The following is a 22,648-nucleotide window of genomic DNA, read 5'->3' on the forward strand; positions in this document are numbered from 1 at the left end:
CCGCGAACCCTACTAGGACCCGCACCGCGGCACTCACCGCCCGCCGCCGCGGGCGTCGATGATCGCCGCGACGGCCTCGAGCCAGCGCGCGAACGGCTCGTCGGCGCCGGCCGCCCCGCCGGCGATCGCGAGCCAGGGCCGGACCAGCGCCGACTGCTCCGGGGTCGGCAGCGGCTCCGGCAGCCGCGCCGCGTAGGCGGCGCCGCCCCGGCGCACGAGCTCGGCCAGGAAGCTCAGCGACCGCGGCCGCACCCCCAGCAGGCCGGCCTGCACCGCCGCCGGGACCGCGCACGCGCCGACGATCCGGCCGGCGGGGCCAGTGCGGCGGATGCCGTCCGCCAACAGCGCGGCGACCTCCACGCTCGCCAGCTGCTCGTCGTTCACGAGACTCGCGCGGGTCGTCATCGTGCCCTCTCCGGAAGCCGGACCGAGCTGGGCGTGCTCGGTATGTCGGGATCGACGCCGTTCACCTGCCCCGCGACGAACTCCCGTTCCGTGATCCAGTAGGTGTAGCCCCACGGGTTGTAGAGCTGCAGGTTCCCGCCCGAGTGGCCGATCACCATCAGCTGGTGCGTCTCGCCGTTCTCGCTAGTGAAGAGCGGGACGGGGTAACCCTCGTCGACCGCTCGCTCGATCGAGGGCACCGTCGCCGCGCGGGCCGCGGTGTCGGCGAGCGCGACGTCGTCGTAGCCGGCGCCGACGCGCGGGGCGAGCTCCTCGTTCGCGACGGCCGCCGACTGGCCGGAGGTCATCCCGTCGCCGCCGAAGTGCTCCTGGAACCAGCTGCGGCCGTCGTCGTAGATCTGCGCCTGCTCCTCGCGCAGCCGGTCCGCGAAGGCCGCCGGGTTGTCGAAGGCCGGATCGCCCGGGTGGCCGCCGGTGGTGAGCCGCAGCGCGTACGGCGGATCGATCTCGGCCCGGGCCGTCACGGTCGACGCCACCACGCAGGTCGGATAGCCGCCCTGCTCCCACTCGGCGGCCCCGAAGGTCGTGAAGTCCCTGCCCGGTACGGGTTCCCCGTCCATCGACAGCGGGCTCAGGTGCTCGTCCAGCCAGGCCGGGTCGTCGCCGTGGCCCGCGATCAACCGGTCGAAGCCCGCCACCTGATCCACCGGGTACCCCGCCGCCAGCGTCTTCAGCAGGTACGCCCGGTGCTGCGGGGAGCGCGCCGCCGCCAGCAGGCCGGTCATCCGTTCCCGGTCGGCGTCGCTCATCGCCGACAGGGCCGCCGCCGCGCGCTCGTCCATCGCCGCCGTCAGCACCGGCGTTCCCGCCCCGGCCGCCCGCGTCCAGCCCGCCCCCGCGATCACCACCTCGTCCACCGCGGACAGCGGCGAGTCGCTCAGCCTCCCGGTCCGGGCCTGCGCCTCGATCTCGTGCAGCGCGGTCGCGAGGTCCTCCGCCGCGTCGCGCACGGCGATGTGCCGCCCCACCCGGTCGTCGATCGCGCTGATCGCGCCGGCGTGCTGGTGGCGCAGCGCCTCGCCCTCATCCTCCAGGTTGGGCGGTGCGCCCCAGGTCATCGAGTAGACGGTCGTCGCGATCTCCGCCAGCGCGGCGGCGCCGGCGCGGTCCGGCCCCTCGCCCTCCACCGGCTCGGCGTGCCGCCGCAGCAGGTCGCCGATCGTGCGGAACGCCGTCAACGCCCGGAACATGTCGTCGGTCAGCGCCCGCAGCGCCGCGTCCGCGCCGACGTGGGTATCGCCCGCCCAGACCCGGCTGATGCCGTCCCGGACCAGGGGATCCGCGGCGGCCAGGGCCTGCTCGACGGTCTGCGCGACGGTGTCGCAGTAGCCCGCGATCGCGCGCAGCTCGCCGGCGTCCCCGCCGAAGCCGGGCACCGCGGCGGCCGCCCGGCACGCGTCGGCGAGCTCGTTCGCGCCCCAGATCCCGTACGCCTCGTGGATGTCGTCCTGGGCGTCCTGCAGCCGGTCCAGGTCGTCGCTCATCTGGTGCCGGCCAGTCGCCCGGCGCCGCGCGCGTCGGCGGCGTCGTAGCCGGCGGCAGCCGCGTCGAGGGCGTCGGCCAGCTGCCGCGCGGCCTCGGCGAGGACCTCCAGCTCCTTGCCCCACGCGGCGACCGCGGCCCGGTACGGGCCCGGCGTCGTGTACGTGTCGAATGCGCCCGAGACCCGGAAGTCGCGCTCGGGGCCGCCGGCCTGGATGCCTGCGCGTCTGAGCTGTTCGGCGACCTCGTCCCGGAGCCTTGTGGCGGCCGCCCGGAGCGGTGCCGTATCGACCTGCATGGTGTGCGCCTCCCATCACCGGCCCGAAGGATCCTAATGGGAAACCACGGCCCGTGTCCGTTCCGTCTCGCTCCGCGTACCACGGTCGGGCTTCACGTTCGGGCGGTACTGTGCGGCTCATGGCCAACCCGCTGACCCCTGACGTGCTCGTCGACCCCGTCGTGCTGACCCGCGCGCTTGTCGACATCGAGTCCGTCTCCCGAGACGAGAAGGTCATCGCCGGCCACGTCGAGGACGTGTTGCGGCAGCTTCCGCACCTGAGCACCGAGCGCCACGGCAACACCGTGATGGCCCGGACGAGCCTGGGCCGCGAGCAGCGGGTCGTGCTCGCCGGGCACCTGGACACCGTCCCGCTCAACGACAACTTCCCGTCGACCGTGGTCGACGATCTGATCTACGGCTGCGGCACCTCCGACATGAAGTCGGGCGTCGCGCTGGCCCTGCACCTGGCGGCGACGCTGCCCGAGCCCGGCTACGACCTCACCTACCTCTTCTACGAGGCGGAGGAGATCGAGTCGCGGTTCAACGGGCTGCATCTCGTCTCGCAGGAGCACCCCGAGTGGCTCGAGGCCGACTTCGCGGTTCTGCTCGAACCCACCTACGGCGTGGTCGAGGCCGGCTGCCAGGGCACGCTGCGGGCGTCGGTGCGCACCACCGGCCGCCGGGCGCACACCGCCCGCGCCTGGCGCGGGGTGAACGCGATTCACGCGGCCGGCGAGGTGCTGCGGCGCCTCGCGGACTACCGTCCGCGCACGGTCGTCCTCGATGGCTGTACTTATCGTGAGGGACTCAACGCGGTCCGGATCGCCGGCGGCGTGGCGGGGAACGTGGTGCCGGACGAGTGTGCGATCGAGGTCAACCTGCGCTTCGCCCCGGACCGTACGGAGCGGCAGGCGGTGGAGCACGTGCACGAGGTATTCGCGGGCTTCGATCTCGAGGTGACCGACTCGGCACCCGGGGCGATGCCCGGGCTGACCGCGGCTCCGGCCCGGGAGTTCCTGGCCGCGGTCGGCTCGGAGCCGGCCGCGAAGCTGGGCTGGACGGACGTGTCGCGCTTCGCGGCGCTGGGCATCCCGGCGCTCAACTACGGCCCCGGAGATCCGCTGCTGGCGCACGCCCCGGACGAGCACGTGGAGATCGGCAAGATCCGGGACGGTGCCGCCACGCTGCACCGATGGCTGACCGCGTACGAATGACCGGCCGGAACCCGCGGGTCAGACCGGGTCGGCGACCGGGCGCGGTATCTCCACCGTGGCCTCCGGGTCGAGCGCGGCCTCGACCGCCGGCGGAGGCAGGGCCAGCGCCATGCGCCGTTCCTCGACCACCAGCCGGATGCGCCGCTGCATGCGGCGCTGCATCTTCATGCGCTCGTAACGGTTCATCACGGTGGCTCCTCTGCCCAGATGCCCGGCCGAAGTCCGGGCGCCGTGTCTGCGCCGTGCGGGTTCGTAACTGTACAGACGCTCCAGAGCTACCGTCCGTTGTTTCAATCTGGCAAAAAGGCCGCGACGTCGCAATCCTCTTGCCGAAACCCAACCGGTTATTCACCGGTTACGGACCGTCCGCACTACGGTGGGTGCCATGACGGACAGCACCAACGGTCGCAGGCGCGTACCCCCGGAGCGTCATCGCGGTGCCGTCACGCTCCGGCATGAAACGATGCCGCTGAGCACCGCCGACGAGAAGCTGCTGGACTCACACCACCGCAGCGAGTGGAAGACCAAGGACGCCTGGCGGGCACTGCGCATCCTGTCGGAGTTCGTCGAGGGCTTCGACACCCTCGCGGACCTGCCGCCCGCGGTGAGCGTCTTCGGTTCGGCGCGCAGCAGCCCCGAAAGCCCCGAGTGTCAGCTCGCCGCCGACCTCGGCGCGGCCCTGGCCGAGGCCGGGTACGCGGTGATCACCGGCGGCGGCCCGGGCGTGATGGAGGCGGCGAACCGCGGCGCGACCGAGGCCGGCGGGATGTCCGTCGGGCTGGGCATCGAGTTGCCGTTCGAGCAGGGCCTCAACGGCTGGGTCGACATCGGCATCGACTTCCGTTACTTCTTCGTCCGCAAGACCATGTTCGTGAAGTACGCGCAGGCGTTCGTCGTGCTGCCCGGCGGCTTCGGCACCCTTGACGAGCTCTTCGAGGCGGTCACGCTGGTGCAGACCCGCAAGGTCACCCGCTTCCCGGTGATCCTGATGGGCTCCGAGTACTGGGGCGGGCTGCTCGACTGGATCAAGGGGCGGCTGCTCACCGACGGCAAGGTCGGCCCGAACGACATGGACCTGATCAGGGTGACCGACGACGTGGAGGAGGCCGTGCAGATCATCGTGGGCGCGGACGTGGTTTCACAGGCCGAAGACGGAACCCGGTGACGTGGCGGCCGTCTGCGTCTTCTGCGCATCCTCCAGCGATCTCGATCGGCGCTGGCTCGAGCTCGCCACCCAGCTCGGCAAGGCGCTGGGCCCCCGCGGCCACTCCCTGGTGTCCGGCGGCGGCCGCGTCGGCATGATGGGCGCCGTCGCCGACGCCGCCCGGGCCTCGGGAGCACACACCCTGGGCGTGATCCCGCAGAGCCTGGTGGATCTCGAGGTCGCGGACACGGCGGCGGACGAGCTGATCGTGACCACGGACATGGGCGCGCGCAAGAACATCATGATCGACCGCTCGGACGCGTTCATCACGCTGCCCGGCGGACTGGGCACACTGGACGAGCTCTTCGAGGTCTGGACGACGGCGACCCTGGACCTGCACCACAAGCCGATCGTCCTGCTGAACACGTCCGGCTTCTACGACGGCCTGCTGAGCTGGCTCGGCCGGCTGGCGGAAACGGAGTTCGTCCGCCGTCCCGCCCTGGCCCAGCTGGTCGTGGTCGACTCGGTCGAGGCCGCCCTGGACGCGGTCGACGCGCGGGCCTGACCGCCGCTCACGTTTCGCTCAAGGCGCGGATCGACGACCGTCCGTTCGCCGGCGCGTGGAAGAATTCCTCCCATGCCCCCGCAACGGGCGACCCTGCTCCAGGTCGCACAACGGGCCGGCGTGTCCCGCAGCACGGCGTCGTTCGTCCTCGCCGGACGCCACGTGGACATGCGAATCTCCGAGGACGCCCGGCAACGGGTGCTCCGCGCGGCCCAGGAGCTGGACTACCGGCCCAACCTCATGGCCCGGAGCCTGCGCACGAAGGTCACCAAGACCATCGCGCTGGTCTCCGACACGCTCGCGTCCGACCCGTACGCCGGCCGCGCGATCCACGGCGGCCTCGCCGCCGCCGTCGCGCACGGCCACCTGCTCTTCATCGGCGAGACCGAGGGTGACGCGGTCGTCGAGGAGAGGCTGATCTCCGACTTCCTGGACCGGCAGGTCGACGCGTTCGTGTACGCGAGCATGTTCACCCGCTACGTGCGCGTGCCGAAGCTGCTCAAGGGCCACCCGGTGGTGCTGCTCAACTGTTTGACCCGGGCCGCGAAACCGGCGTACCACTCGGTCATCCCCGACGAGGCCGCGGCCGGCTGCAGCGCGGCCGAGCTGGTCGTCGAACACGGCCACCGCGACGGCATCCACCTGGTCGGGACCCCGGCACGCCACGTCTTCGCCGGCCGCGAGCGCCTGGCCGGGATCCGCGAGGGCCTCGCGGCGGCGGGCACCCGGCTGTCCGGGACGATCGAATGCGACTGGTGGCCGGACTCGGCGTACGAGGCGGTCACGAGGGCCCTGGCCGCCGGGCCGCCGCCGAAGGTGCTGATCTGCCTCAACGACCGGGTGGCCCTGGGCACCTACCAGGCGCTGCGCGAGGCGGGCCTCGACATCCCCGGCGACGTATCGGTGCTGTCGTTCGACGACTCGGACCTGGCCGCCTGGCTACGCCCGCAGCTGACCAGCATCTCGCTGCCGCATTACCAGCTCGGCTGGCAGGCGGTCGAGCTGCTGCTGGACCCGGCGGGCCACGGCCAACCCGGGGTGCGGCGGCTGCCGATGCCGGTACGCACCCGCGCTTCCATAGGCACGCCCTGATCGGTATCCGTCATACCCGCGTGGTCTCATTGGTGCCGTGACCTCGACTCCCGGGGCGGTTCGCCGGCCGGCGTACCGGCTCGTCCGCCGTGCCGCCGCCCCCGCGGTGGCGCTGCGCGACGACCCGCTCCAGCGCTACGTGGTCGAGCACGCCGACGGCCCGCTGCTCGTGGTGGGCGGGCCGGGCACGGGCAAGACGACGGTGCTAGTCGAGTCGGTGGCGCAGCGGATCGCCTCCGGCGTCGACCCGGAACGCATCCTGGTGCTCACCTTCGGCCGCCGCGGCGCGACGGCCCTGCGGGACCGGATCGAGGCCCGGATCGCCGGGTCGAGCTTCCACGAGCCCCTGGTGCGCACCTTCCACGCTTACGCGTTCGGGCTGCTCAGGCGGGCCGCGGCCGAGCGCGGTGAGCCCTCGCCGCGGCTGCTGACCGGCCCCGAGCAGGACCTCATCATCCGCGAGCTGCTCGAGGCGGTCGGCGATCCCGAGATCGAGGACGCCGTGCGCTGGCCCGAGGCGCTGCGGCCGGCGCTGCCGACCCGGGCGTTCGCCCAGCAGCTGCGCGACCTCATGCAGCGGGCGGCCGAGCGCGGGATCGGCCCGGTCGAGCTGGCCCGGCTCGGCGAGCGGCTGGGCCGCGACGACTGGCCGGCGGCGGCCCGCTTCCTGCGCGAATACGTCGCCGTGCTCGCGCTGCGCGACGCGACCACCCGCGGGTCGACGGCCTACGACCCGGCGGAGCTGGTGCGGGCGGCGTCCGGCCTGCTGGCCGACGATCCGGAGCTGCTCACGGCCGAGCGCCGCCGCCTGGCGTATGTGTACGTGGACGAGCTGGCCGACACCGACCCGGCGCAGATCGAGCTGTTGTCCCTGGTGGCGGGGGGCGGCACGCCACTGGTGGCGTTCGGCGACCCGGACTCGTCGGTCTACGGCTTCCGCGGCGCCGACCCGCAGGCGGTGAGCGCCTTCCCGCAGCGCTTCCGGACCGCGTCGGGGGCGCTGGCCGAGGTCGTCACGCTGCACACGAGCTACCGGGCCGAGCCGGCGCTGCTCGGCGCGACCGGGCGGGTCTCCCGGCGGATGCGCGGCGCGACCCGCCACCGCCACCTGCACCCGCCGCCCGCCGCGCCGCCCACCGGTTCGCCTGCTGGGCCGGCCGCCGGTCCGCGTGCCGCGCCGCCCGCCGGGTCTGAGGTCGCCGTGGACGCCGCTTCGCCGGTGGCTTCCGTCGACGGTGGGGAGCACGTGGTGGCCGGGGCCGTCGTGCGGACGTTCAGGTCGCCAACCAGCGAGGCCTCCTACGTCGCACACGCGCTGCGGGAGGCGCATCTGCTGCACGGCGTGCCGTGGTCGCGGATGGCGGTCGTGCTGCGGTCGACGACGCTGCAACTGCCCTCCATGCAGCGGGCGCTCGCCGCGTCCGGCGTGCCGACCGTCACCCATTCGGAGGATCTTCCGCTGCATCTGCAGCCCGCCGTCGCGCCGCTGCTGCTCCTGCTGCGCTGCGCGCTCGAGCCCGACGTCCTCGACGAGGAGGCCTCCGTCGCGCTGCTGCACTCGCCGCTGGGCGGCGCCGATCCGCTGGCCGAGCGGCGGCTGCGGCAGGGGTTGCGGGCGCTCGCCCTGGCCGCCGGCGACCGCCGCCCGTCCGGCGACCTGCTCCTGGACTCGCTCCGCGATCCGGCCGGGCTCGCCGTCGTGGAACGCCGCTGGGCCGTGCCCGCGCAGACCATCGCCCGGCTCATCGCCACCGCGCGGGAGGCCGCGGCCGTGCCCGGCGCGACCGCCGAGCAGGTGCTCTGGTCGGTCTGGCGGGCCAGCGGCCTCGCCGAACGCTGGTACGGCCTCAGCACCCGCGGCGCACCGGTCGAGCCCGGCGGCGAGGGCGGCCGGGCCCGGCAGTGGCGTGCGGAGGCGGCCGACCGCGACCTGGACGCGATCGTGGTGCTCTTCGACGCGGCCGCCCGCTTCGTGGACCGGCTGCCCGGCGCGCGCACCGAGGTCTTCCTCGACCACGTCCTCGGCCAGGACCTGCCGGCCGACTCGATCGCGCCGAGCGCCGACCGCGGCGAGGCCGTGCGCCTGCTGACCGCGCACGCCGCCAAGGGCCTCGAGTGGGACGTGGTCGTGCTGGCCGGAGTCCAGGAGGGCATCTGGCCCGACCTTCGGCTGCGGGGCAGCCTGCTCGGCTCGGAACGCCTGGTCGACTACCTGGCCGGACGGGCGGCGTCCGGCGCGGCGGCGGTGGTCGGGCAGACCTCGGCGCTGCTGGACGAGGAACGCCGGCTCTTCTACGTGGCCGCGACCCGGGCCCGGCAGCGCCTGATCGTGACGGCGGTGGCCTCGGCCAGCGTCGGCGGCTCCGACGGCGAGGAGCAGCCGAGCCGCTTCCTGGCCGAACTCGGCCTGCCGGACGGGCGCGGCGGCCCCGGCCCCGACAACCCGCCGGATCCGGGCCACACAGACCCGGACGACCCGGGCCCCACCGAACCCGACCCGGACCCATGGGACCAGCCCGGCCCCTCTGATCAGCCCGCCCCTGCCGATCAGCCCGCCCCTGCCGATCAGCCCGCCCCTGCCGATCAGCCCGCCCCTGCCGATCAGCCCGGCCCCGATCAGCCCGGCCCCGGCGAGGCCGGCGATCGGCCCGGCGGCCGCGTGCCCGGGCCCCGCGGCCCCGATGGTCCCGGCGGCGCGAGTGCGACGGGCCCCGGCGATCCCGGCGCGGGGGAGACCCCGCCGAACGGCCCGGACGCGGTTCCCGACGCGGTCGTCGACGACGAGCTCGAACTCCCGATGGGACGGCCGCCCCGGGCCCTCACCCTCTCCGCGCTGGTCGCCGAGCTCCGCACCGCCGTCGTCGCGCCGGATGCGACGCCCGAGCGGCGGCATGCCGCCGCGGCCGAGCTGGCCCGGCTCGCCGCCGCTGGCGTGCCGGGCGCGCATCCCGACGAGTGGTGGGGCCTGCGGCAGCTCTCCGACGACCGGCCGCTGGCGCAGGAGGGCGAGCCCGTCAAGGTGACGCCCTCCTCGATGGAGAGCGCCCTGCGCTGCAGCCTGCGCTGGCTGCTGGAACGTCACGGCGGAGCCGCGCCGGCCGGCCCTGCGCAGGGCGTCGGCAACCTGGTGCACGCCGCGGCGATGCTCGCCGAGGACGCGAACGCCGACCGCGAGCGGCTCGTCGAGTACGTCGCCGCGCGCTTCGACGCCATCGAGCTCGCCGCCCGCTGGCTGGCCGGCCCCGAGCAGGAGCGGGCCCAGGGCATGGTCGACAAGCTGCTGCGCTGGCTCGCCCGCAATCCGCGCCGGCTGCTCGCCATCGAGCACGAGTTCACCGTGCGGCTCGACGATCCGGCCCGGCCGATCCAGCTCACCGGCCGCGTCGACCGGCTCGAGGTGGACGAGCAGGGCCGCCTCGTCGTCATCGACCTCAAGACCGGCAAGACCACCACCGTCTCCGCCGGCGACGTCGAGGAGCACGCCCAGCTGGCGGGCTACCAGGCCGCGGTCGACGCCGGCGCGTTCCGGGAGTTCGGCGACGAGAGCGGCGGCGCCGCCCTGGTCCAGCTCGGCCCGACCAAGGAGGCCCGCGAGCAGATGCAACTCCCGCTCGCCGAGGCCACCGACCCGAACTGGGCGTACGCGATGGTCCGCCGCACCGCCGACACCATGGCCGCGGCCACCTTCTCGGCCGTCGCCAACTCGAAGTGCCGGGTCTGCCCGGTCCGGACCAGCTGCCCGATCTCCGGGCAGGGGCGGCAGGTCGTCGAGCCGTGACCCAGCCGAGTCTCTTCGCCGACCGCCCCGCACAGCCCCGCCGCCGGGCCGACTCCGGCCCGCGCTACACCCCGCTCGAGCTGGCAAGGCTGCTGCGCCTGCACGCGCCGACCCCGGAGCAGGCCGCGATCATCGCCGCCCCGGTCGAGCCGGTCCTGGTGGTCGCCGGCGCCGGCTCCGGCAAGACCGAGACCATGGCGTCGCGGGTGGTCTGGCTGGTCGCCAACGGGTACGCCCATCCGGACGAGATCCTCGGCCTCACCTTCACCCGCAAGGCCGCGGGGGAGCTGGCCCACCGGGTACGCACCCGGCTCGGTCAGCTCGTCCGCCGCCTGGGCCGGCAGGACGCCCTCGCGGGCGAGCCGACGGTCGCCACGTACCACTCGTACGCGGCCCGCGTGGTCACCGAGCACGGGCTGCGCGCGGGCTACGAGCCGTCCGCCCGGCTGCTCACCGAGGCCGCCCGCTGGCAGATCGTCGACTCGCTGGTGCGGTCCTACACGGGCGAGATGACCGGGCTGAACCGGGCGCCCGGCACGGTCACCGACGACGTCCTCGCCCTCTCCGGCGAACTCGCCGAGCACCTGGTCACCCCCGACGACCTCGCCGCCTGGACCGGCCGCTTCTACGCCGAGGTGCAGGCGCTGCCGGGCCGGGTCTACAAGGACGTCGGCGACATGCTCCTGCGCCAGCGGCACCGGCTCACCCTGCTTCCCCTGGTCCGCCTCTACGACCAGCGCAAACTCGCGATCGAGGCGATGGACTTCGGCGACCAGATGGCCCGCGCGGCCCGGGTCGCCCGCGATCATCCCGAGGTCGGCGTCATCGAGCGTGGCCGCTTCAAGATCGTGCTGCTCGACGAGTACCAGGACACCAGCCACGCCCAGGTCGTGCTGCTCAACGCGCTTTTCGGCGGCGGGCATCCGGTCACCGCGGTCGGCGACCCGTGCCAGTCCATCTACGGCTGGCGAGGCGCCTCGGCCGGCACCCTCGACCGTTTCCCGGCGGAGTTCACCGGGCCGCAGGGCCGCGAGGCCTGGGTGCTCAACCTGACCCGCAGCTGGCGCAACCGGCCGGAGATCCTCCAGGTCGCCAACGCGCTCTCCCGGCCGCTGCGGGCCGCCGGCGCCCGGGTGGCCGAGCTGATCCCGGCGCGGCGGGTGGCCGACCGGGTGGGCGGGCGCACGGTCGCGTGCGCGCTGCTGCACACGTACGCGGACGAGGCCGCCTGGATCGCCGATTCCATGCTCGCCGCCTGGCGCGCGGCCGCCGGGCTGCCCGCCGCCCTGCCCGGCGACATCCCGATCGAGAAGCGACCCACCAGCGCGGTCCTGGTCCGGGTCCGCAGCCAGATCCCGGCGATCGAGGAGGCGCTGCGCTCGCGTGGCCTGCCGGTCGAGGTGGTCGGCCTCGGCGGCCTGCTGGACACCCCGGAGGTACGCGACGTCGTCTGCACGCTGCGGGTCCTCGCCGACCCGACGGACGGTGCGGCGCTGCTGCGGCTGCTGACCGGGGCCCGGTGGCGGATCGGGCCGCGCGACCTCGTCGCCCTGCACCGGCGCGCCCGGTCCATCGCCGCGGCCCGGGTCGCCGGGACCACGGGGGAGCAGCCCGAGGACATCGTCGCGGACCGGCTCGACGACGCCACCCTGGTCGAAGCCATGGCCGACCTGGGTGCGCCGCAGCAGTACTCGCAGGAGGGCTACGCGCGGCTGCGGGCGTACAGCCGGGAGCTGGCCGAGCTGCGGCACCGCCTGGACCAGCCGCTGCCCGACCTGGTCGCGGACATCGAGCGCACCGTCGGCCTCGACGTCGAGGTGGCCGTACGCGGCTGGGGCGCCGGCGACGCGGGCCTGGCCCGCGGCCACCTGGACATGCTGGGCGACGTCGCGGCGCGGTACGCGGGCGACACCGGCGGCGGCACCCTGGCGGGCTTCCTGGCCTTCCTGACGGCGGCCGAGGAGGAGGAACGCGGGCTGACCCCGGGCCAGGTGGACGTGGTCGAGGGCGCGGTGCAGGTGCTGACCGCGCACGCCGCGAAGGGCCTGGAGTGGGACGTGGTGTCCGTCGCGGGCCTGACCAAGGGCGTCTGGCCGGGGATGACCCGTGGGTCGGACCACTTCCTGATGGGTATCGGGGTGCTGCCGTTCCCGCTGCGGGGCGACGCCGACGGGCTTCCCGAGCTGGATCTGTCGCGGGCCGAGGACCAGAAGGACGTGGCGGGGGCGCTCGCCGCCTTCGGCCGGGCCTGGCGGGAGCACGACGAGCGCGAGGAGCGCCGCCTGGCCTACGTGGCGGTGACCCGGCCGAGGCGGCTGCTGCTCTGCTCGGGCTACTGGTGGGGCGACGGCGTCAAGAAGGCCCGCGGGCCTTCGGTCTTCCTGGAGGAGATCCGGGGCACCTGCCTGGCGGGCGCCGGGGTGGTCGAGCAGTGGGAGCCGGAGCCGGCGGGGGACGCGGCCAACCCGAGCGCGGAGCTGGTGGCGACGGCGGAGTGGCCGTCGGACCCGCTGGGCGCCCGGCGGCCGGCGATGGCGGCCGCGGCGGACCTGATCCGGCGCATGATCGCCAGCCCGGAGGCCGCGACGGCCGACGCCTTCGTGGAGCTGGCGGCGGCGGACGCCGAGGTCGCCGCCCGGGCCGGACTGGCCGCCGACCTGGTCGGGCTGCCGACCGAGGGCGATCCGCCGGTGCCCCGCCACCCACGCACCGGCCGCGCGGCCGAGGACGCGGCCCGGACTGCCCCGGATGCGGCCCGGATCGGCCCGGACGCGGGCGACAGTCCCGGTCCGGCGGGGTTCGATGATCCGGACCTGGCGCGGTGGCGACGGGAGGCGACGATCCTGCTCGCGGAGCGCGACGAGCGGGCCCGGCGCGACGGTCCCCTCGAGGTGTCCCTGCCGCCGCACATCTCGGTCTCCCAGCTCGTGGTGCTGCGGCGTGATCCGCAGGCCCTGGCGCGGTCGCTGCGCCGCCCGCTGCCGCAGCGTCCCGCGCCGCACGCCCGGCGCGGCACGGCCTTCCACGCCTGGCTCGAGCAGCGCTACGGCTCGGTGCGGCTCCTGGACCTCGACGAGCTGCCCGGCGCGGCCGACGACGATGCGGCCGCCGACGAGGAGCTGGCGGCGCTGCAGGAGGCGTTCCTGGCCGGCGAGTGGGCCGACCGGACCCCGGTCGAGGTCGAGGTGCCGTTCGCGACCACGGTGGCGGGCGTGGTGGTGCGGGGCCGGATCGATGCCGTCTTCGCCGAGCCGGGCGGCCGGTTCGACGTCATCGACTGGAAGACCGGCCGCCGGCCCACCGGCGCGGACGCGGCCGCGGCGGCGGTGCAGCTCGCGGCCTACCGGATCGCCTGGGCAGCCCTCGCCGGCGTGGAGGTCTCGCGGGTCCGGGCGGGCTTCCACTACGTGCGCGACGGCGTCACCGTCCGCCCGGCCGACCTGCCGGACGCCGAAGGTCTGACGTCTCTGATCGAGGACGTGCCGGAGCCCGCGGGCTGATCAGGACGTGGCGGCCGAAAGCAGGTACAGAAGGGCACGCGCGTAGGCCTCCTCCGGCGTACGGGCCCTGAAGGTGCGGTCCTCGCCCAGGAGGGTGATCTCCACTTCCCAGCCCGTTTCCTCCCGGCGCAGGGCCCGCAGCGTCCCGCCCAGCAGCTCGCGCAGCTGCCCCTCGTGGGGCAGCCAGAGCGCCTCGTCCAGCTCCACGTCGTCGAGCGCCCACTCCGTGGTGCCGTTGAAGGCGATCAGCCGGCCCTCCCGGCCGTGGTAGACCTCGATCGTCATCTCGCTGAGCACGAAGACGGCATCGTCCAGGTCACGGTCGGGGATCGCGAAGCGGTCGCCGGGCCCCGGTTTCCAGATCAACCCCGCGTCCCTGAGCTGCTGTGCCACTTGCACGCCTATCACCGGCCGACCCCCTCCGTCGTGCTAGGCTCCATCGCGTTGTCAGTTTGGTTCCCAAGTACCTAGGAGCGCCTGTGGGGATTCTGCCCCAGGCGCTCTTTGTCGTAACCCGGGTTTCTCCGGTACGGGCGATCAGTACGGCGACACGAGTCCCGCGAAGTGCGGGTCTTACTACCTCGTTCCCGTCCATAATGGTCGGGAACGATCGACCGTCGAGGAGACGAGCATGGTTACCGGCGTAGTGAAGTGGTTTAACGCGGACAAGGGCTTCGGGTTCATCACCCCGGACGACGGCGGTGCCGACGTCTTCGCCCACTTCTCCGCCATTCAGACTTCCGGCTACCGCAGCCTGGACGAGAACCAGCGTGTCGAGTTCGAGGTGACCCAGGGCCAGAAGGGCCCGCAGGCCGCCAACATCCGGCCGCTCTGATCTCAGCCCTGCGCTGACCAACGGCGCCGGTCCCCCTCGGGGATCGGCGCCGTTGACGTTTCCGGCCCGGTTTGTCCGGTCCGGGCACCCCTGCCCGGTCGGCGGTAACGTGCCGACCGGGCACAAGCGCAGGTCAGGCGCCTGCGGGTGCGGCGTCGCCGATCTCTTCCGGCCGCGGGGCCGTGCCGCCGAGGTGCGCCGGCAGCCACCAGGTGTCGTCCGGACCCGACGGCTTCTCCGGGTATGCCCGCTGCGCCGAGTCCAGCAGCGCGCTGAGCCGCTTGCGCAGCACGGCCGTGGTCGTGTCGGGGTTGCCGTCCGGTGCCGGCTCGATCGGCGCGCCGATCGCGATGATGACCGGGACGTGCCGCTTCGTCAGCTCCTTCTTGTGGCCCTTGGTCCAGAGCCGGTGCGGCCCCCACACCGCCATCGGGATCAGGGGCACCGAGGCGGCCGCGGCCAGCCGCGCGGCGCCCGACTTCAGCGCCTTGACCGTGAACGACTCGCTGATCGTCGCCTCGGGGAAGACGCCGACCACCTCGCCGTTCCGCAGCGCGGTCTCGGCCTCCTGGAACGCGGCGGTGCCCGCCTTGCGGTCCACCGGGATGTGGTGCATTCCGCGCATCAGCGGACCGCTGATCTTGTGGGTGAAGACCGACTTCTTGGCCATGAAGCGGACCAGTCGCTTGGCCGGCTGGGCGCCGAGACCGCAGAAGATGAAATCGAGATAGCTGACGTGGTTGCTCGCCAGCACAGCCCCGCCGGTTGCGGGGATGTGCTCCGCTCCCTCGACCTGGATCCGCAGGTCGAGTATGCGGAACATCGCCTTGGCGGTTCCGACGACGGGGGGATAAACGATTTCCATCGGGTTACGGTACCGGGGTTAGGTGAAGCTTGGCTGGGTGAGTGCAACCGATTTGGCGTTCGCGGCGTCTTAGAGATGACTGCGCCGAAAATCGGCACTCCCTGGGAGGCTCCGCATGCAGACCGTGTCCGCCCGGCGTGAGCTGGGAATCGTGGTCGCGCTGGCCGTTCTGGGGCTCGGTCTGGTGTTGATCGTCGCCTTCGCACCCTGGTATGTGCCCGCGGGCGGCCGCGACGCCGGTGCCACGGTGGTGCGGACCTATGAGCCGCAGGCGGGGGCCGCGCTCGGTCGGTGACCCGCGGCGCGCATCGGTGGTGTTCACTGGTGTGATGTCCGAGAACACCCAGACACCCGTCGCCTGGTCGCGGCCGGGTGGCCCGTGGGGTTCGGGCACCGTGACCGCTCCGGGCGTACCCCCGCTGGTCCCGCCGCCGCCCGCCCCGCCGGAGTCGCCCGGCGGAGACGGACCGCGACGGCGCCGGCGGCAGATGTTGATCTTCGGCGGCATCGCGGGCGGGATCCTCGCGGCCGGCCTGGCCGTCATCCTGACCGTCGTGCTGACCTCGGACGGCGACCCGTTCGGCGGCGAACCCTCCGCCGTGGCCGACCTACGGCCGCCGCTGGCCCAGATGTGCCCGGCGCCCACCGTGCCGCCCAGCGCCGCTCCGGTCGTCCCGCCGAGCGCCGCGCCGCCGGCCACCGGCGAGCGGACGACCGACAAGGAATCGGGCATCTCGTACCGGAGATATCCCAGCCCCTGGGTCGCCTGGAACACGACGTGGCGGGCCGGCACGCTCGAGGTGCCCTACCGGGTCGGCCAGCACTTCGTGACGGAGCAGTACAGCGGCGGCTCCTACCACGCCTCGATCCTGTCGGCGCCGGTACCGGTCGGTGACAACGACGCGGTGACCTTCGATCTGGAGTGCGTCGGCCGGCAGGTGGCGGCGGACGTGCGGGCGGAGTACTACCCGCAGCCCAACACGATGGAGCCGCTGCGCGACGAGCAGACCCGGCTCGGCGGGCGGCCCGCCTGGTTGAGCGAGTTCCGGCTGCACTTCCAGGCCGCCGGCCTGACCGCCACCGACGAGCGTTCGGCGGTGGCGGTCATCGACGTCGGCAAGCCGAGCGCGGCGGTGCTGTACATATCGATCCCCGGCACGCACAAGCAGTTCGACTACGTGATCGACGACGTACTGAAGTCGGTCCGGCCGCTCTAGCTGCCGGTCAGGCCCCAGCGCTTGCGCAGGGCGTTGTCGGCGGCGTTGAAGAGCACGTCGATCAGGATGCCGATCACCAGCACCACGATGATGAACGCGATGACCAGGCTGGCCTCGCTGAGGTCGCGGGCCTGCTGCATGCGTACGCCGATGGAGAGCGCGCCCGGCACGATGACCAGCAGCTCGCCGGCCATCAGGCTGCGCCAGGAGAAGGCCCAGCCCTGCTTGAGGCCGGAGATGAACGACGGCAGCGACGCCGGCAGGATCAGGTGGCGGTACTTGCCGAAGCCCTTCATGCCCAGCACCTGCCCGACCCGCAGCCAGGTCCGCGGCACGTAGTCGATGCCGCTGATCAGGCCGTTCGCCACCGACGGCGCGGCGCCGATGACGACCACGAACATGATCGCGCTCTCGCTGATCTGGAAGAGCAGGATCGCCAGCGGGAACCACATGATCGACGGCATGGTCTGCAGGCCGGTGATCAGCGAGCCGATCGCCGCCCGCAGCGGCGCGAAGCGCGAGACCGCGGCGCCGACGACCGTGCCGATCACGACGGCGAGCCCGAAGCCGGTCACGGCCCGGATCATGGTCAGGCGTACGCCGTCCCAGAAACCGCCGGTCGTGATCAGCGTGCCCAGCTCGCCGAAGACCGTGCCCGGGCCGGGCAGCACGTACTCGGGCTTCCACTGCGCCCAGACGACGATCTGCCACGCCAGCACGACGATCGCGATCGCCAGCAGCTTGGGCCACGCGATCCGCCAGACCCGGCGGCCGAGCGCGCCCTTCTGCTCGCGACCGCCGAGCTCGAGGGCGTCGAGGCCGGTGATCCGGTCCGCCGCGGCGTCGCTGCCCCGCTCGACCGGCGACGGGGCGTCCTGGGTGATGCCCTCGAGGCCGGCACGGGCCGACGGGTACTTAATAGGCATGGCGGGCGACCTCCGCGCGGAGCCGGTCGGTGATCTCCCCGGCCTGGCCGGAGATCTCGGGGGAGTCGATACGCCGGGGGCGTTCGTGTTCGATGGCGAAGTCCTCGATGACCCGGCCGGGCCGGCTGCTGAGCAGGATGACGCGGTCGCCGAGCCGGACCGCTTCGCGCACGTTGTGCGTGACGAACAGGATCGTGAGCTGCTGCTCGCGCCAGATCCGCTCGAGCTCGTCGTGCAGGATGTCGCGGGTCATCGCGTCCAGGGCGCCGAACGGCTCGTCCATCAGCAGGATGTCGGCGCTCTGCGCCAGCGCGCGGGCGAGCGCCACCCGCTGGCGCATGCCACCGGAGAGCTCGTGCGGCCGCTTGTGGCCGAAGTCCTTGAGCCGGACGATCTCGAGCAGTTCCTCGGCGCGCTTCCGGCGCTCGGCCCGGCCGACGCCCCGCAGGCGCATGGGCAGCTCCACGTTGCCCGCGACCGACAGCCACGGGAAGAGCGCCGCCTCCTGGAACATCAGCGAGACGTGCCGGCCGCCGATGTCGAGGGTGCCGCCGCTGATCTGGTCGAGCCCGGCGACCAGCGAGAGCAGCGTGCTCTTGCCGCAGCCGGAGGCGCCCAGCAGACACACGAACTCGCCCTTGGCCACGGTCAGGGAGACCCGGTCCAGGGCGAGCAGGGCGTTTCCGCCGGAGCCGTACTGCTTGGAGACGCTGTCGAGGCGGACGACCGCGTCCCGGTCGGTCCGGGTGCCCGTGGCTTCCAGAATGCTCATGGGAACTCCCAGGTGGGGCCGGCCGGACCCGCGTGGCGGGCCCGGCCGGGTACGGATCAGGAGGAGGCTTCGGCGTCGCTGACCTCGGGCAGGCCGGCGGCCTTGAGCTCCGCGTTGAGCGGGCCGAGGTCGTAGATGCCCTTGAGGTCGACCGGCTTGAGCAGGCCGACGTCCTGGGCGTGCTGGGCGCTGGTGTACAGCGACGAGGCGATCGGGTCGGTGGTGAAGGTCAGGTTCTTGAACGCGGCGGCCAGGATCTCGTCCTTGAGGGGCTTGCCGGACAGGGCGGCGAGCTGCTCGTTGGCGGCCTTCTGCGCGCCCGCGTTGTCGGTCTCGATGGCCTTGATCGCGGCGAGGTGGCCCTGCAGCAGCTTCTTCACCGTCGCCGGGTACTTCTTCAGGAACTCCTGCTTGACGATCAGGTGGGTGGTCACGAACTGACCGTTCGGCCACAGGGTCTTCTCGTCGACCAGCAGCTTGCCCTTGGACTCGATGATCAGCCGGCTCAGGTTGGGCTCGGGCACCCAGGCGCCGTCGATCGCGCCCTGCGCGAACGCCTGCAGCGCGGTCGCGTTGTCCTGCGGCAGCACGGAGACGTCGCCGCCGCCCTGCTGGTCGGCGTTGAGGCCGTTCGACTTCAGCCAGGCGCGCAGCGCGACGTCCTGGGTGTTGCCGAGCTGCGGGGTGGCGATCTTCTTGCCCTTGAGGTCGGCCGGGGTGTTGATGCCCTGCTTGACGACCAGGCCGGCGCCGCCGGAGGTGCTGCCCGCGATGATCTTCAGCGCGGTGCCCTTGGAGGTGGCCCAGCCGTTGATGGCCGGGTTCGGGCCGATGTAGGTCGCGTCGATCGCGCCGGAGAAGAGCGCCTCGATGGCGGCCGGGCCGGCGTTGAAGGTCTTCGGCTCCAGCTTGGTGCTGCCCAGGGACTGCTGGAACAGGCCGTTCTTGACCCCGATCAGGGCCGGCGCGTGGGTGATGTTCGGGAAGTAGCCGAGCCGGATCGCCGAGGCCTCGTCCGAGGCGGAGCCGGCGGCGTCGTCGCTCTTGCCGCAGGCGGTGAGGGCGGTGGCGGAGAGTAGCGCGGTGGCGGCGAGGGCAAGCATACGTATCGTGCGGGAGCTCATGCTCACTCCTAGTTCGTCGTCAAGGTGGTGGTGGGAATCGCGGAGACGGTGAGTTCGGCAAGCGTGCGGTGGTTCACGACACCCTTGATGGCCTCCTCCACCGCGAGCCAGACGTCCTTGAGCCCGGTGGCGACACCGTGGTAGGTCGTGGTCGTGGTGGGCAGGCCCCGGACCGTGGTGAGGGCCCCGCCGACGGCGCGGACCACATCGCCGACGGTGATGTCCTCGGCCGGGCGGGCCAGGGCGTAGCCGCCGTCGACGCCCCGGTGGCTGTGCAGCAGGCCGGCGCGGCGCAGGTCGAGCAGGATGCCCTGCAGAAAGCTGAGGGGAATCTCCTGGGCCGCGGCCAGGGTGGCGGCCTTGACCAGGTGGGGATGGTCGGCGGCGACCGCCAGCATGGCGCGGACGGCGTAGTCGGTACGTGCCGAGACGTACATGGGGGAATGTCCTCTCGGTCCGGCGCAGCGCTACCCTGCCATCTCTATCTGATAGATGGGAATAGTGGACGAGGTGGGTTGGCGCCGTCAACCCCCAACCGCATGGTGAGAAGGCCGGGTCACCCGCCACGGGGATACCGGAGAAGAGCGCGATCTGGATCGGTTCGCACGAGGCAGCCGGGCAGCGCGGGGCCAAGGCGAGGTGAGGGCACGATCGAGGTGCCGGCGGGCGAGGCCGCGGCCGTGCCGCGCCTCACACAGCAGAGAACGGGGTGAAGAGCGCCTACCTGTCGGCGGAGGTCCAGGCCATCGCGGCCTCGAGCAGCGCCTTCGCGCTAGCCTCGTCCCCCTCGGACATCCGCAGGACCCGCGCCGGCACGTAGCCCGCGGGGTCGACCTCGCGGAGCCAGGCGGCGGCCAGGGCGGTCTGGTTGGCCGCCTCGAAGACGCTGACCAGGGCGGCCGCGGCGGCGAGCCGGCGCCGGATCAGCCGGTCCGGCAGATGTGCTGCCGCGAACCAGGACTCGAACTCGCGCACCGAGCCGGCACCGGCCAGGTACGCCGTGAGCTCCGGGCCCAGCGTGGTCACACAGAGATCCGCATCGTCGCTGACGGGATTCGTGAATACGGGACGATCCAGAATCGCGGCGGTCATACCGGAAACGCTACCGCCTTCCGGCCATCGTGGCGACGGGTGCGGGCGGGAAGCCCTCAGGAGCGCAAAAAGAGGGCCGATACGCGGGCCGCCAGAAGGTCGAGCACCGGGCGCCCGTCCTCGATCGCCGCAACGAACGCCGCCCAGGAGTCGATCACGAAGTCCGCGGTCTCCGGCACCGGTTCGTCGTTGAGGTACGCGGGCAGCAGCAGCGCGTTCTGGAACAGCCACGGCACATAGCTGCCCTCGACGTCCCAGCCCGGCAGGTCGCGGGTCCGGTGCAAATGCCGGCGCAACTCCTCCTCCGACGACCAGCGCAGCATGTGCGCGTCGTGCTTCAGGCTCTTGATGTACGGGTTGTAGAGATGCCCCGGCCCGAAGCCGAACGTCTGCCGCCACTGCGCCCACAGGATCGCCTCGTCGCGGCCGCCCAGCGTCATGACGTCGCCGGTGGCGCTCTCGAGCAGCATGCTGTTCAGGTACGGCCACAGCGTCAGCGGCGTCAGCAGCCGGTTCGCGTCCGTGCGCAGCACCGACTGGACGATCTGCCAGGCGTTCTTCTCCAGCTCGTCCCACGACGTCACGTTCGGTACCGCCTTCACCGCCGCCAGCAGGCTGTACAGCGACGGGTTGTGCTCGCCGTAGAACGTGCGCGCCACCGACCACGGGTCGGTCGGGCGCAGCAGCGACTCCGGGGACACGTCCGCCGGCTGCCGCTGCACCTGATCGAGGAACTCGGAGAGGCTGACGAACTCGCGGACCGCGCCGTGCCCGGTGTGGTCGATCCAGCGGTCCAGATCGGCGCGGAACTCGGCCGCCGCGTCGATGTCGCGGGAGCCGACGTCGTCGATGCAGACCCGCACCTCGACGCCGAGCCGCGCCAGCGCGCCGGCCACGAACGCCTGCACCATGTGGATCACCGAGGCCCGCGAGCGCAGCCGGACCGGCCAGAGCAGCCGGATCGGCCCGGCGGCGCCGCGCTGCTGGTTGATCCAGCCGAACCGGCGCTCGAGCTGCAACAGCAGGCCGGGCACGTCGCGCGGCAGCTGGGCGCCGGCCTGCGAGACGAGCTGCCGCTCCCAGCTGTGGTGCCGGACCCGGTGCCGCAGACCGGTCGCGCGCGGCGGGACGGGCACCTCGGCCCGTTCGGCCAGGGCGGGGAAGAGCCGCTCGGAGTCGACACCCGGGAAGCATTCGACGGGTACGCCGATCACCTCGCGCAGGCGCTCGGCGGTGCTCAGCGCGGTGGCCGCGTCGGGTTCGTTCAGGGCCCAGAGCACGCGCACCGGCCGGTTCCGGGCGACCACGGCGATGGCGGCCGACACCATGCCCGACCAGTCGCTGCTGGCGAGCACACAGATCGTGTCGCCGCGGATCAGGTCGGCCGTGGCGGCGATCAGGTGCTTGTTCTCCGAGATGTGCGCCGGGTCGTGCAGCAGCCGCGGACCGCGTACGTGCAGGGTCGGGCGCCAGAAGCCGTGCAGATGGAAGACCCGGACCGCGCCGTCGGCGCTGCCGGAGTCGCCGAAGTTGCCGCGCGAGTCCAGCGGCAGGCTGACCGCGCGGCCGCGGGCCGACCGGATCGCGATCTCCAGCAGCGGGTCGAAGTTCGTGGTCAGCACGCGGTGGTCGAAGGCCTCCGGCACCTGGGCCAGCAGGTGACCCAGCGCCTGCACCCCGCGCGGCAACTGCCACGAGAAGCGGTCGTTCTCGACGCCCTCGCCGACCCCGCGCTCCACGCGCTGGCCGAGGCCGTGTGTCGCCAGCGGCGACTCCATCGGGTCCGGCGCCGCGTACGCCTTCAGGACGGCCTGCTGCGCGATCACGTCGAACGCGCCGGCCGACACCCAGTCCGTGAAGACCCGCCGGTACGCGCGGTAGACGTCGATCGGCTGCGCGCCGACCAGCTCGGCGCGCGCCTGCTCCAGCGCCCGTTCGAGTGCGCCGTCGTCGTTGCGCCCCGCCGCGAAGCTGTCCGCGATCTCCAGGACGCCGTGCACCCGCGGGATGACGCCCGCGGTCACGCCGGAGCCGAGCAGCAGGGTGATCTGGTCGACGCCGCGCAGGCTCGCCGTGAGCCGGTCCAGCAACAACGTCTCACCGGCACTCAACCCCTCGCCCGCCTCGCTCATGCCATCCCCTCCGCTGACGCTCCGGCGCTGGCATGAGTCTGAAACTGAGCCCGATGATTCGCTCGCAAGCTCGCTCATGCCATCCCCTCCGCTGACGCTCCGGCGCTGGCATGAGTCTGAAACTGAGCCCGATGATTCGCTCGCAAGCTCGCTCATGCCATCCCC

21 protein-coding genes are annotated in these 22,648 nt (G+C 73.1%); 9 read left to right on the forward strand and 12 right to left on the reverse strand.

Translation table 11 applies throughout. The features are described from left to right. Nucleotides 1-33 precede the first annotated feature (33 nt). The 3 genes from AB0B58_RS07995 to AB0B58_RS08005 are packed head-to-tail and all read right to left on the reverse strand — an operon-like array spanning nucleotide 34 to nucleotide 2,245. Nucleotides 34-405: a hypothetical protein gene (locus tag AB0B58_RS07995; protein WP_360219376.1), complete on the reverse strand. Its 372-nt coding sequence runs from the start codon at nucleotides 403-405 to the stop codon at nucleotides 34-36. Further along, on the reverse strand, nucleotides 402-1,949 hold the full coding sequence (locus AB0B58_RS08000) for a hypothetical protein (protein ID WP_360219379.1): 1,548 nt from the start codon (nucleotides 1,947-1,949) through the stop codon (nucleotides 402-404). Before AB0B58_RS08000 ends, AB0B58_RS07995 begins: the two co-directional genes overlap by 4 nt. Beyond that, nucleotides 1,946-2,245, reverse strand: coding sequence for a type VII secretion target (locus AB0B58_RS08005; RefSeq protein WP_360219382.1), 300 nt, complete (start codon nucleotides 2,243-2,245; stop codon nucleotides 1,946-1,948). The genes AB0B58_RS08000 and AB0B58_RS08005 overlap by 4 nt, the downstream gene beginning before the upstream one ends. 119 nt (nucleotides 2,246-2,364) lie before the next feature. Here AB0B58_RS08005 and dapE point away from each other — a divergent pair, with 119 nt between their 5' ends. Next, nucleotides 2,365-3,441, forward strand: a complete 1,077-nt coding sequence (gene dapE / locus AB0B58_RS08010; protein ID WP_360219385.1) for a succinyl-diaminopimelate desuccinylase — start codon at nucleotides 2,365-2,367, stop codon at nucleotides 3,439-3,441. A gap of 18 nt (nucleotides 3,442-3,459) precedes the next feature. On the opposite strand, the gene AB0B58_RS08015 is transcribed toward dapE, so the two are convergent. Next, nucleotides 3,460-3,627 (reverse strand): hypothetical protein, encoded by a 168-nt coding sequence (locus tag AB0B58_RS08015; protein ID WP_360219388.1) that lies wholly within the window; start codon nucleotides 3,625-3,627, stop codon nucleotides 3,460-3,462. A gap of 199 nt (nucleotides 3,628-3,826) precedes the next feature. On the opposite strand from AB0B58_RS08015, the gene AB0B58_RS08020 reads away from it, so the two are divergent. The 5 genes from AB0B58_RS08020 to AB0B58_RS08040 all read left to right on the forward strand — a co-directional run bounded on the left by AB0B58_RS08020 (nucleotide 3,827) and on the right by AB0B58_RS08040 (nucleotide 13,520). Further along, complete coding sequence (locus tag AB0B58_RS08020) at nucleotides 3,827-4,606, forward strand: TIGR00730 family Rossman fold protein (protein WP_360219391.1); 780 nt, start codon at nucleotides 3,827-3,829, stop codon at nucleotides 4,604-4,606. Between the two features lies 1 nt (nucleotide 4,607). Then, on the forward strand, nucleotides 4,608-5,150 hold the full coding sequence (locus tag AB0B58_RS08025; protein WP_360219394.1) for a TIGR00730 family Rossman fold protein: 543 nt from the start codon (nucleotides 4,608-4,610) through the stop codon (nucleotides 5,148-5,150). A 72-nt stretch (nucleotides 5,151-5,222) separates the two neighbouring features. Continuing rightward, nucleotides 5,223-6,242, forward strand: coding sequence for a LacI family DNA-binding transcriptional regulator (locus AB0B58_RS08030; RefSeq protein ID WP_360219397.1), 1,020 nt, complete (start codon nucleotides 5,223-5,225; stop codon nucleotides 6,240-6,242). 37 nt (nucleotides 6,243-6,279) lie between these two features. Beyond that, entirely contained in the window at nucleotides 6,280-10,020 is a 3,741-nt protein-coding gene (locus AB0B58_RS08035; protein ID WP_360219400.1) for an ATP-dependent DNA helicase, read from the forward strand. Further along, a complete protein-coding gene (locus AB0B58_RS08040) occupies nucleotides 10,017-13,520 on the forward strand; it encodes a UvrD-helicase domain-containing protein (protein WP_360219403.1) in 3,504 nt (1,167 codons plus the stop codon). The genes AB0B58_RS08035 and AB0B58_RS08040 overlap by 4 nt, the downstream gene beginning before the upstream one ends. Here the strand turns inward: AB0B58_RS08040 and AB0B58_RS08045 are convergent, their stop codons facing one another. Further along, nucleotides 13,521-13,919, reverse strand: a complete 399-nt coding sequence (locus AB0B58_RS08045; protein ID WP_360219406.1) for a pilus assembly protein CpaE — start codon at nucleotides 13,917-13,919, stop codon at nucleotides 13,521-13,523. A 232-nt stretch (nucleotides 13,920-14,151) separates the two neighbouring features. Here AB0B58_RS08045 and AB0B58_RS08050 point away from each other — a divergent pair, with 232 nt between their 5' ends. Beyond that, nucleotides 14,152-14,355: a cold-shock protein gene (locus AB0B58_RS08050; RefSeq protein ID WP_015625344.1), complete on the forward strand. Its 204-nt coding sequence runs from the start codon at nucleotides 14,152-14,154 to the stop codon at nucleotides 14,353-14,355. A 133-nt stretch (nucleotides 14,356-14,488) separates the two neighbouring features. Here the strand turns inward: AB0B58_RS08050 and AB0B58_RS08055 are convergent, their stop codons facing one another. Next, nucleotides 14,489-15,220, reverse strand: a complete 732-nt coding sequence (locus AB0B58_RS08055) for a lysophospholipid acyltransferase family protein (RefSeq protein ID WP_360219411.1) — start codon at nucleotides 15,218-15,220, stop codon at nucleotides 14,489-14,491. A 115-nt stretch (nucleotides 15,221-15,335) separates the two neighbouring features. Between AB0B58_RS08055 and AB0B58_RS08060 the strand changes: the two genes are divergently transcribed. Together AB0B58_RS08060 and AB0B58_RS08065 are read left to right on the forward strand one after the other, a co-directional pair. Next, nucleotides 15,336-15,515, forward strand: a complete 180-nt coding sequence (locus AB0B58_RS08060) for a hypothetical protein (RefSeq protein ID WP_360219414.1) — start codon at nucleotides 15,336-15,338, stop codon at nucleotides 15,513-15,515. 34 nt (nucleotides 15,516-15,549) lie between these two features. Then, nucleotides 15,550-16,437: a hypothetical protein gene (locus AB0B58_RS08065; RefSeq protein WP_360219417.1), complete on the forward strand. Its 888-nt coding sequence runs from the start codon at nucleotides 15,550-15,552 to the stop codon at nucleotides 16,435-16,437. On the opposite strand, the gene AB0B58_RS08070 is transcribed toward AB0B58_RS08065, so the two are convergent. The 6 genes from AB0B58_RS08070 to AB0B58_RS08095 all read right to left on the reverse strand — a co-directional run bounded on the left by AB0B58_RS08070 (nucleotide 16,434) and on the right by AB0B58_RS08095 (nucleotide 22,483). Next, nucleotides 16,434-17,363, reverse strand: coding sequence for an ABC transporter permease (locus AB0B58_RS08070; protein ID WP_360219420.1), 930 nt, complete (start codon nucleotides 17,361-17,363; stop codon nucleotides 16,434-16,436). The genes AB0B58_RS08065 and AB0B58_RS08070 overlap by 4 nt on opposite strands. Continuing rightward, nucleotides 17,353-18,135 (reverse strand): ABC transporter ATP-binding protein, encoded by a 783-nt coding sequence (locus AB0B58_RS08075; protein WP_360219423.1) that lies wholly within the window; start codon nucleotides 18,133-18,135, stop codon nucleotides 17,353-17,355. Before AB0B58_RS08075 ends, AB0B58_RS08070 begins: the two co-directional genes overlap by 11 nt. 56 nt (nucleotides 18,136-18,191) lie before the next feature. Next, a complete protein-coding gene (locus AB0B58_RS08080; RefSeq protein ID WP_360219426.1) occupies nucleotides 18,192-19,259 on the reverse strand; it encodes an ABC transporter substrate-binding protein in 1,068 nt (355 codons plus the stop codon). A gap of 8 nt (nucleotides 19,260-19,267) precedes the next feature. Next, a complete protein-coding gene (locus AB0B58_RS08085) occupies nucleotides 19,268-19,696 on the reverse strand; it encodes an Rrf2 family transcriptional regulator (RefSeq protein ID WP_360219429.1) in 429 nt (142 codons plus the stop codon). Nucleotides 19,697-19,979: 283 nt separating this feature from the next. Then, nucleotides 19,980-20,351, reverse strand: coding sequence for a hypothetical protein (locus tag AB0B58_RS08090; protein WP_360219432.1), 372 nt, complete (start codon nucleotides 20,349-20,351; stop codon nucleotides 19,980-19,982). Nucleotides 20,352-20,407: 56 nt separating this feature from the next. Next, nucleotides 20,408-22,483, reverse strand: a complete 2,076-nt coding sequence (locus AB0B58_RS08095) for an SIR2 family protein (RefSeq protein WP_360219435.1) — start codon at nucleotides 22,481-22,483, stop codon at nucleotides 20,408-20,410. Between the last annotated feature and the right edge of the window lie 165 nt (nucleotides 22,484-22,648).

It is taken from the genome of Actinoplanes sp. NPDC049118 (assembly GCF_040648555.1).
Classification (GTDB): domain Bacteria; phylum Actinomycetota; class Actinomycetes; order Mycobacteriales; family Micromonosporaceae; genus Actinoplanes.

Bases quoted from the DNA above. Each gene is read 5' to 3' on its own strand.
- AB0B58_RS08055 (WP_360219411.1), bottom strand. From the start codon at position 15,220: ATGGAAATCGTTTATCCCCCCGTCGTCGGAACCGCCAAGGCGATGTTC.
- AB0B58_RS08060 (WP_360219414.1), top strand. From the start codon at position 15,336: ATGCAGACCGTGTCCGCCCGGCGTGAGCTGGGAATCGTGGTCGCGCTG.
- AB0B58_RS08005 (WP_360219382.1), bottom strand. From the start codon at position 2,245: ATGCAGGTCGATACGGCACCGCTCCGGGCGGCCGCCACAAGGCTCCGG.
- AB0B58_RS08085 (WP_360219429.1), bottom strand. From the start codon at position 19,696: ATGTACGTCTCGGCACGTACCGACTACGCCGTCCGCGCCATGCTGGCG.
- AB0B58_RS08020 (WP_360219391.1), top strand. From the start codon at position 3,827: ATGACGGACAGCACCAACGGTCGCAGGCGCGTACCCCCGGAGCGTCAT.
- AB0B58_RS08090 (WP_360219432.1), bottom strand. From the start codon at position 20,351: ATGACCGCCGCGATTCTGGATCGTCCCGTATTCACGAATCCCGTCAGC.
- dapE (WP_360219385.1), top strand. From the start codon at position 2,365: ATGGCCAACCCGCTGACCCCTGACGTGCTCGTCGACCCCGTCGTGCTG.
- AB0B58_RS07995 (WP_360219376.1), bottom strand. From the start codon at position 405: ATGACGACCCGCGCGAGTCTCGTGAACGACGAGCAGCTGGCGAGCGTG.
- AB0B58_RS08015 (WP_360219388.1), bottom strand. From the start codon at position 3,627: ATGAACCGTTACGAGCGCATGAAGATGCAGCGCCGCATGCAGCGGCGC.
- AB0B58_RS08080 (WP_360219426.1), bottom strand. From the start codon at position 19,259: ATGAGCTCCCGCACGATACGTATGCTTGCCCTCGCCGCCACCGCGCTA.
- AB0B58_RS08000 (WP_360219379.1), bottom strand. From the start codon at position 1,949: ATGAGCGACGACCTGGACCGGCTGCAGGACGCCCAGGACGACATCCAC.
- AB0B58_RS08070 (WP_360219420.1), bottom strand. From the start codon at position 17,363: ATGCCTATTAAGTACCCGTCGGCCCGTGCCGGCCTCGAGGGCATCACC.
- AB0B58_RS08065 (WP_360219417.1), top strand. From the start codon at position 15,550: ATGTCCGAGAACACCCAGACACCCGTCGCCTGGTCGCGGCCGGGTGGC.
- AB0B58_RS08050 (WP_015625344.1), top strand. From the start codon at position 14,152: ATGGTTACCGGCGTAGTGAAGTGGTTTAACGCGGACAAGGGCTTCGGG.
- AB0B58_RS08030 (WP_360219397.1), top strand. From the start codon at position 5,223: ATGCCCCCGCAACGGGCGACCCTGCTCCAGGTCGCACAACGGGCCGGC.
- AB0B58_RS08075 (WP_360219423.1), bottom strand. From the start codon at position 18,135: ATGAGCATTCTGGAAGCCACGGGCACCCGGACCGACCGGGACGCGGTC.
- AB0B58_RS08095 (WP_360219435.1), bottom strand. From the start codon at position 22,483: ATGAGCGAGGCGGGCGAGGGGTTGAGTGCCGGTGAGACGTTGTTGCTG.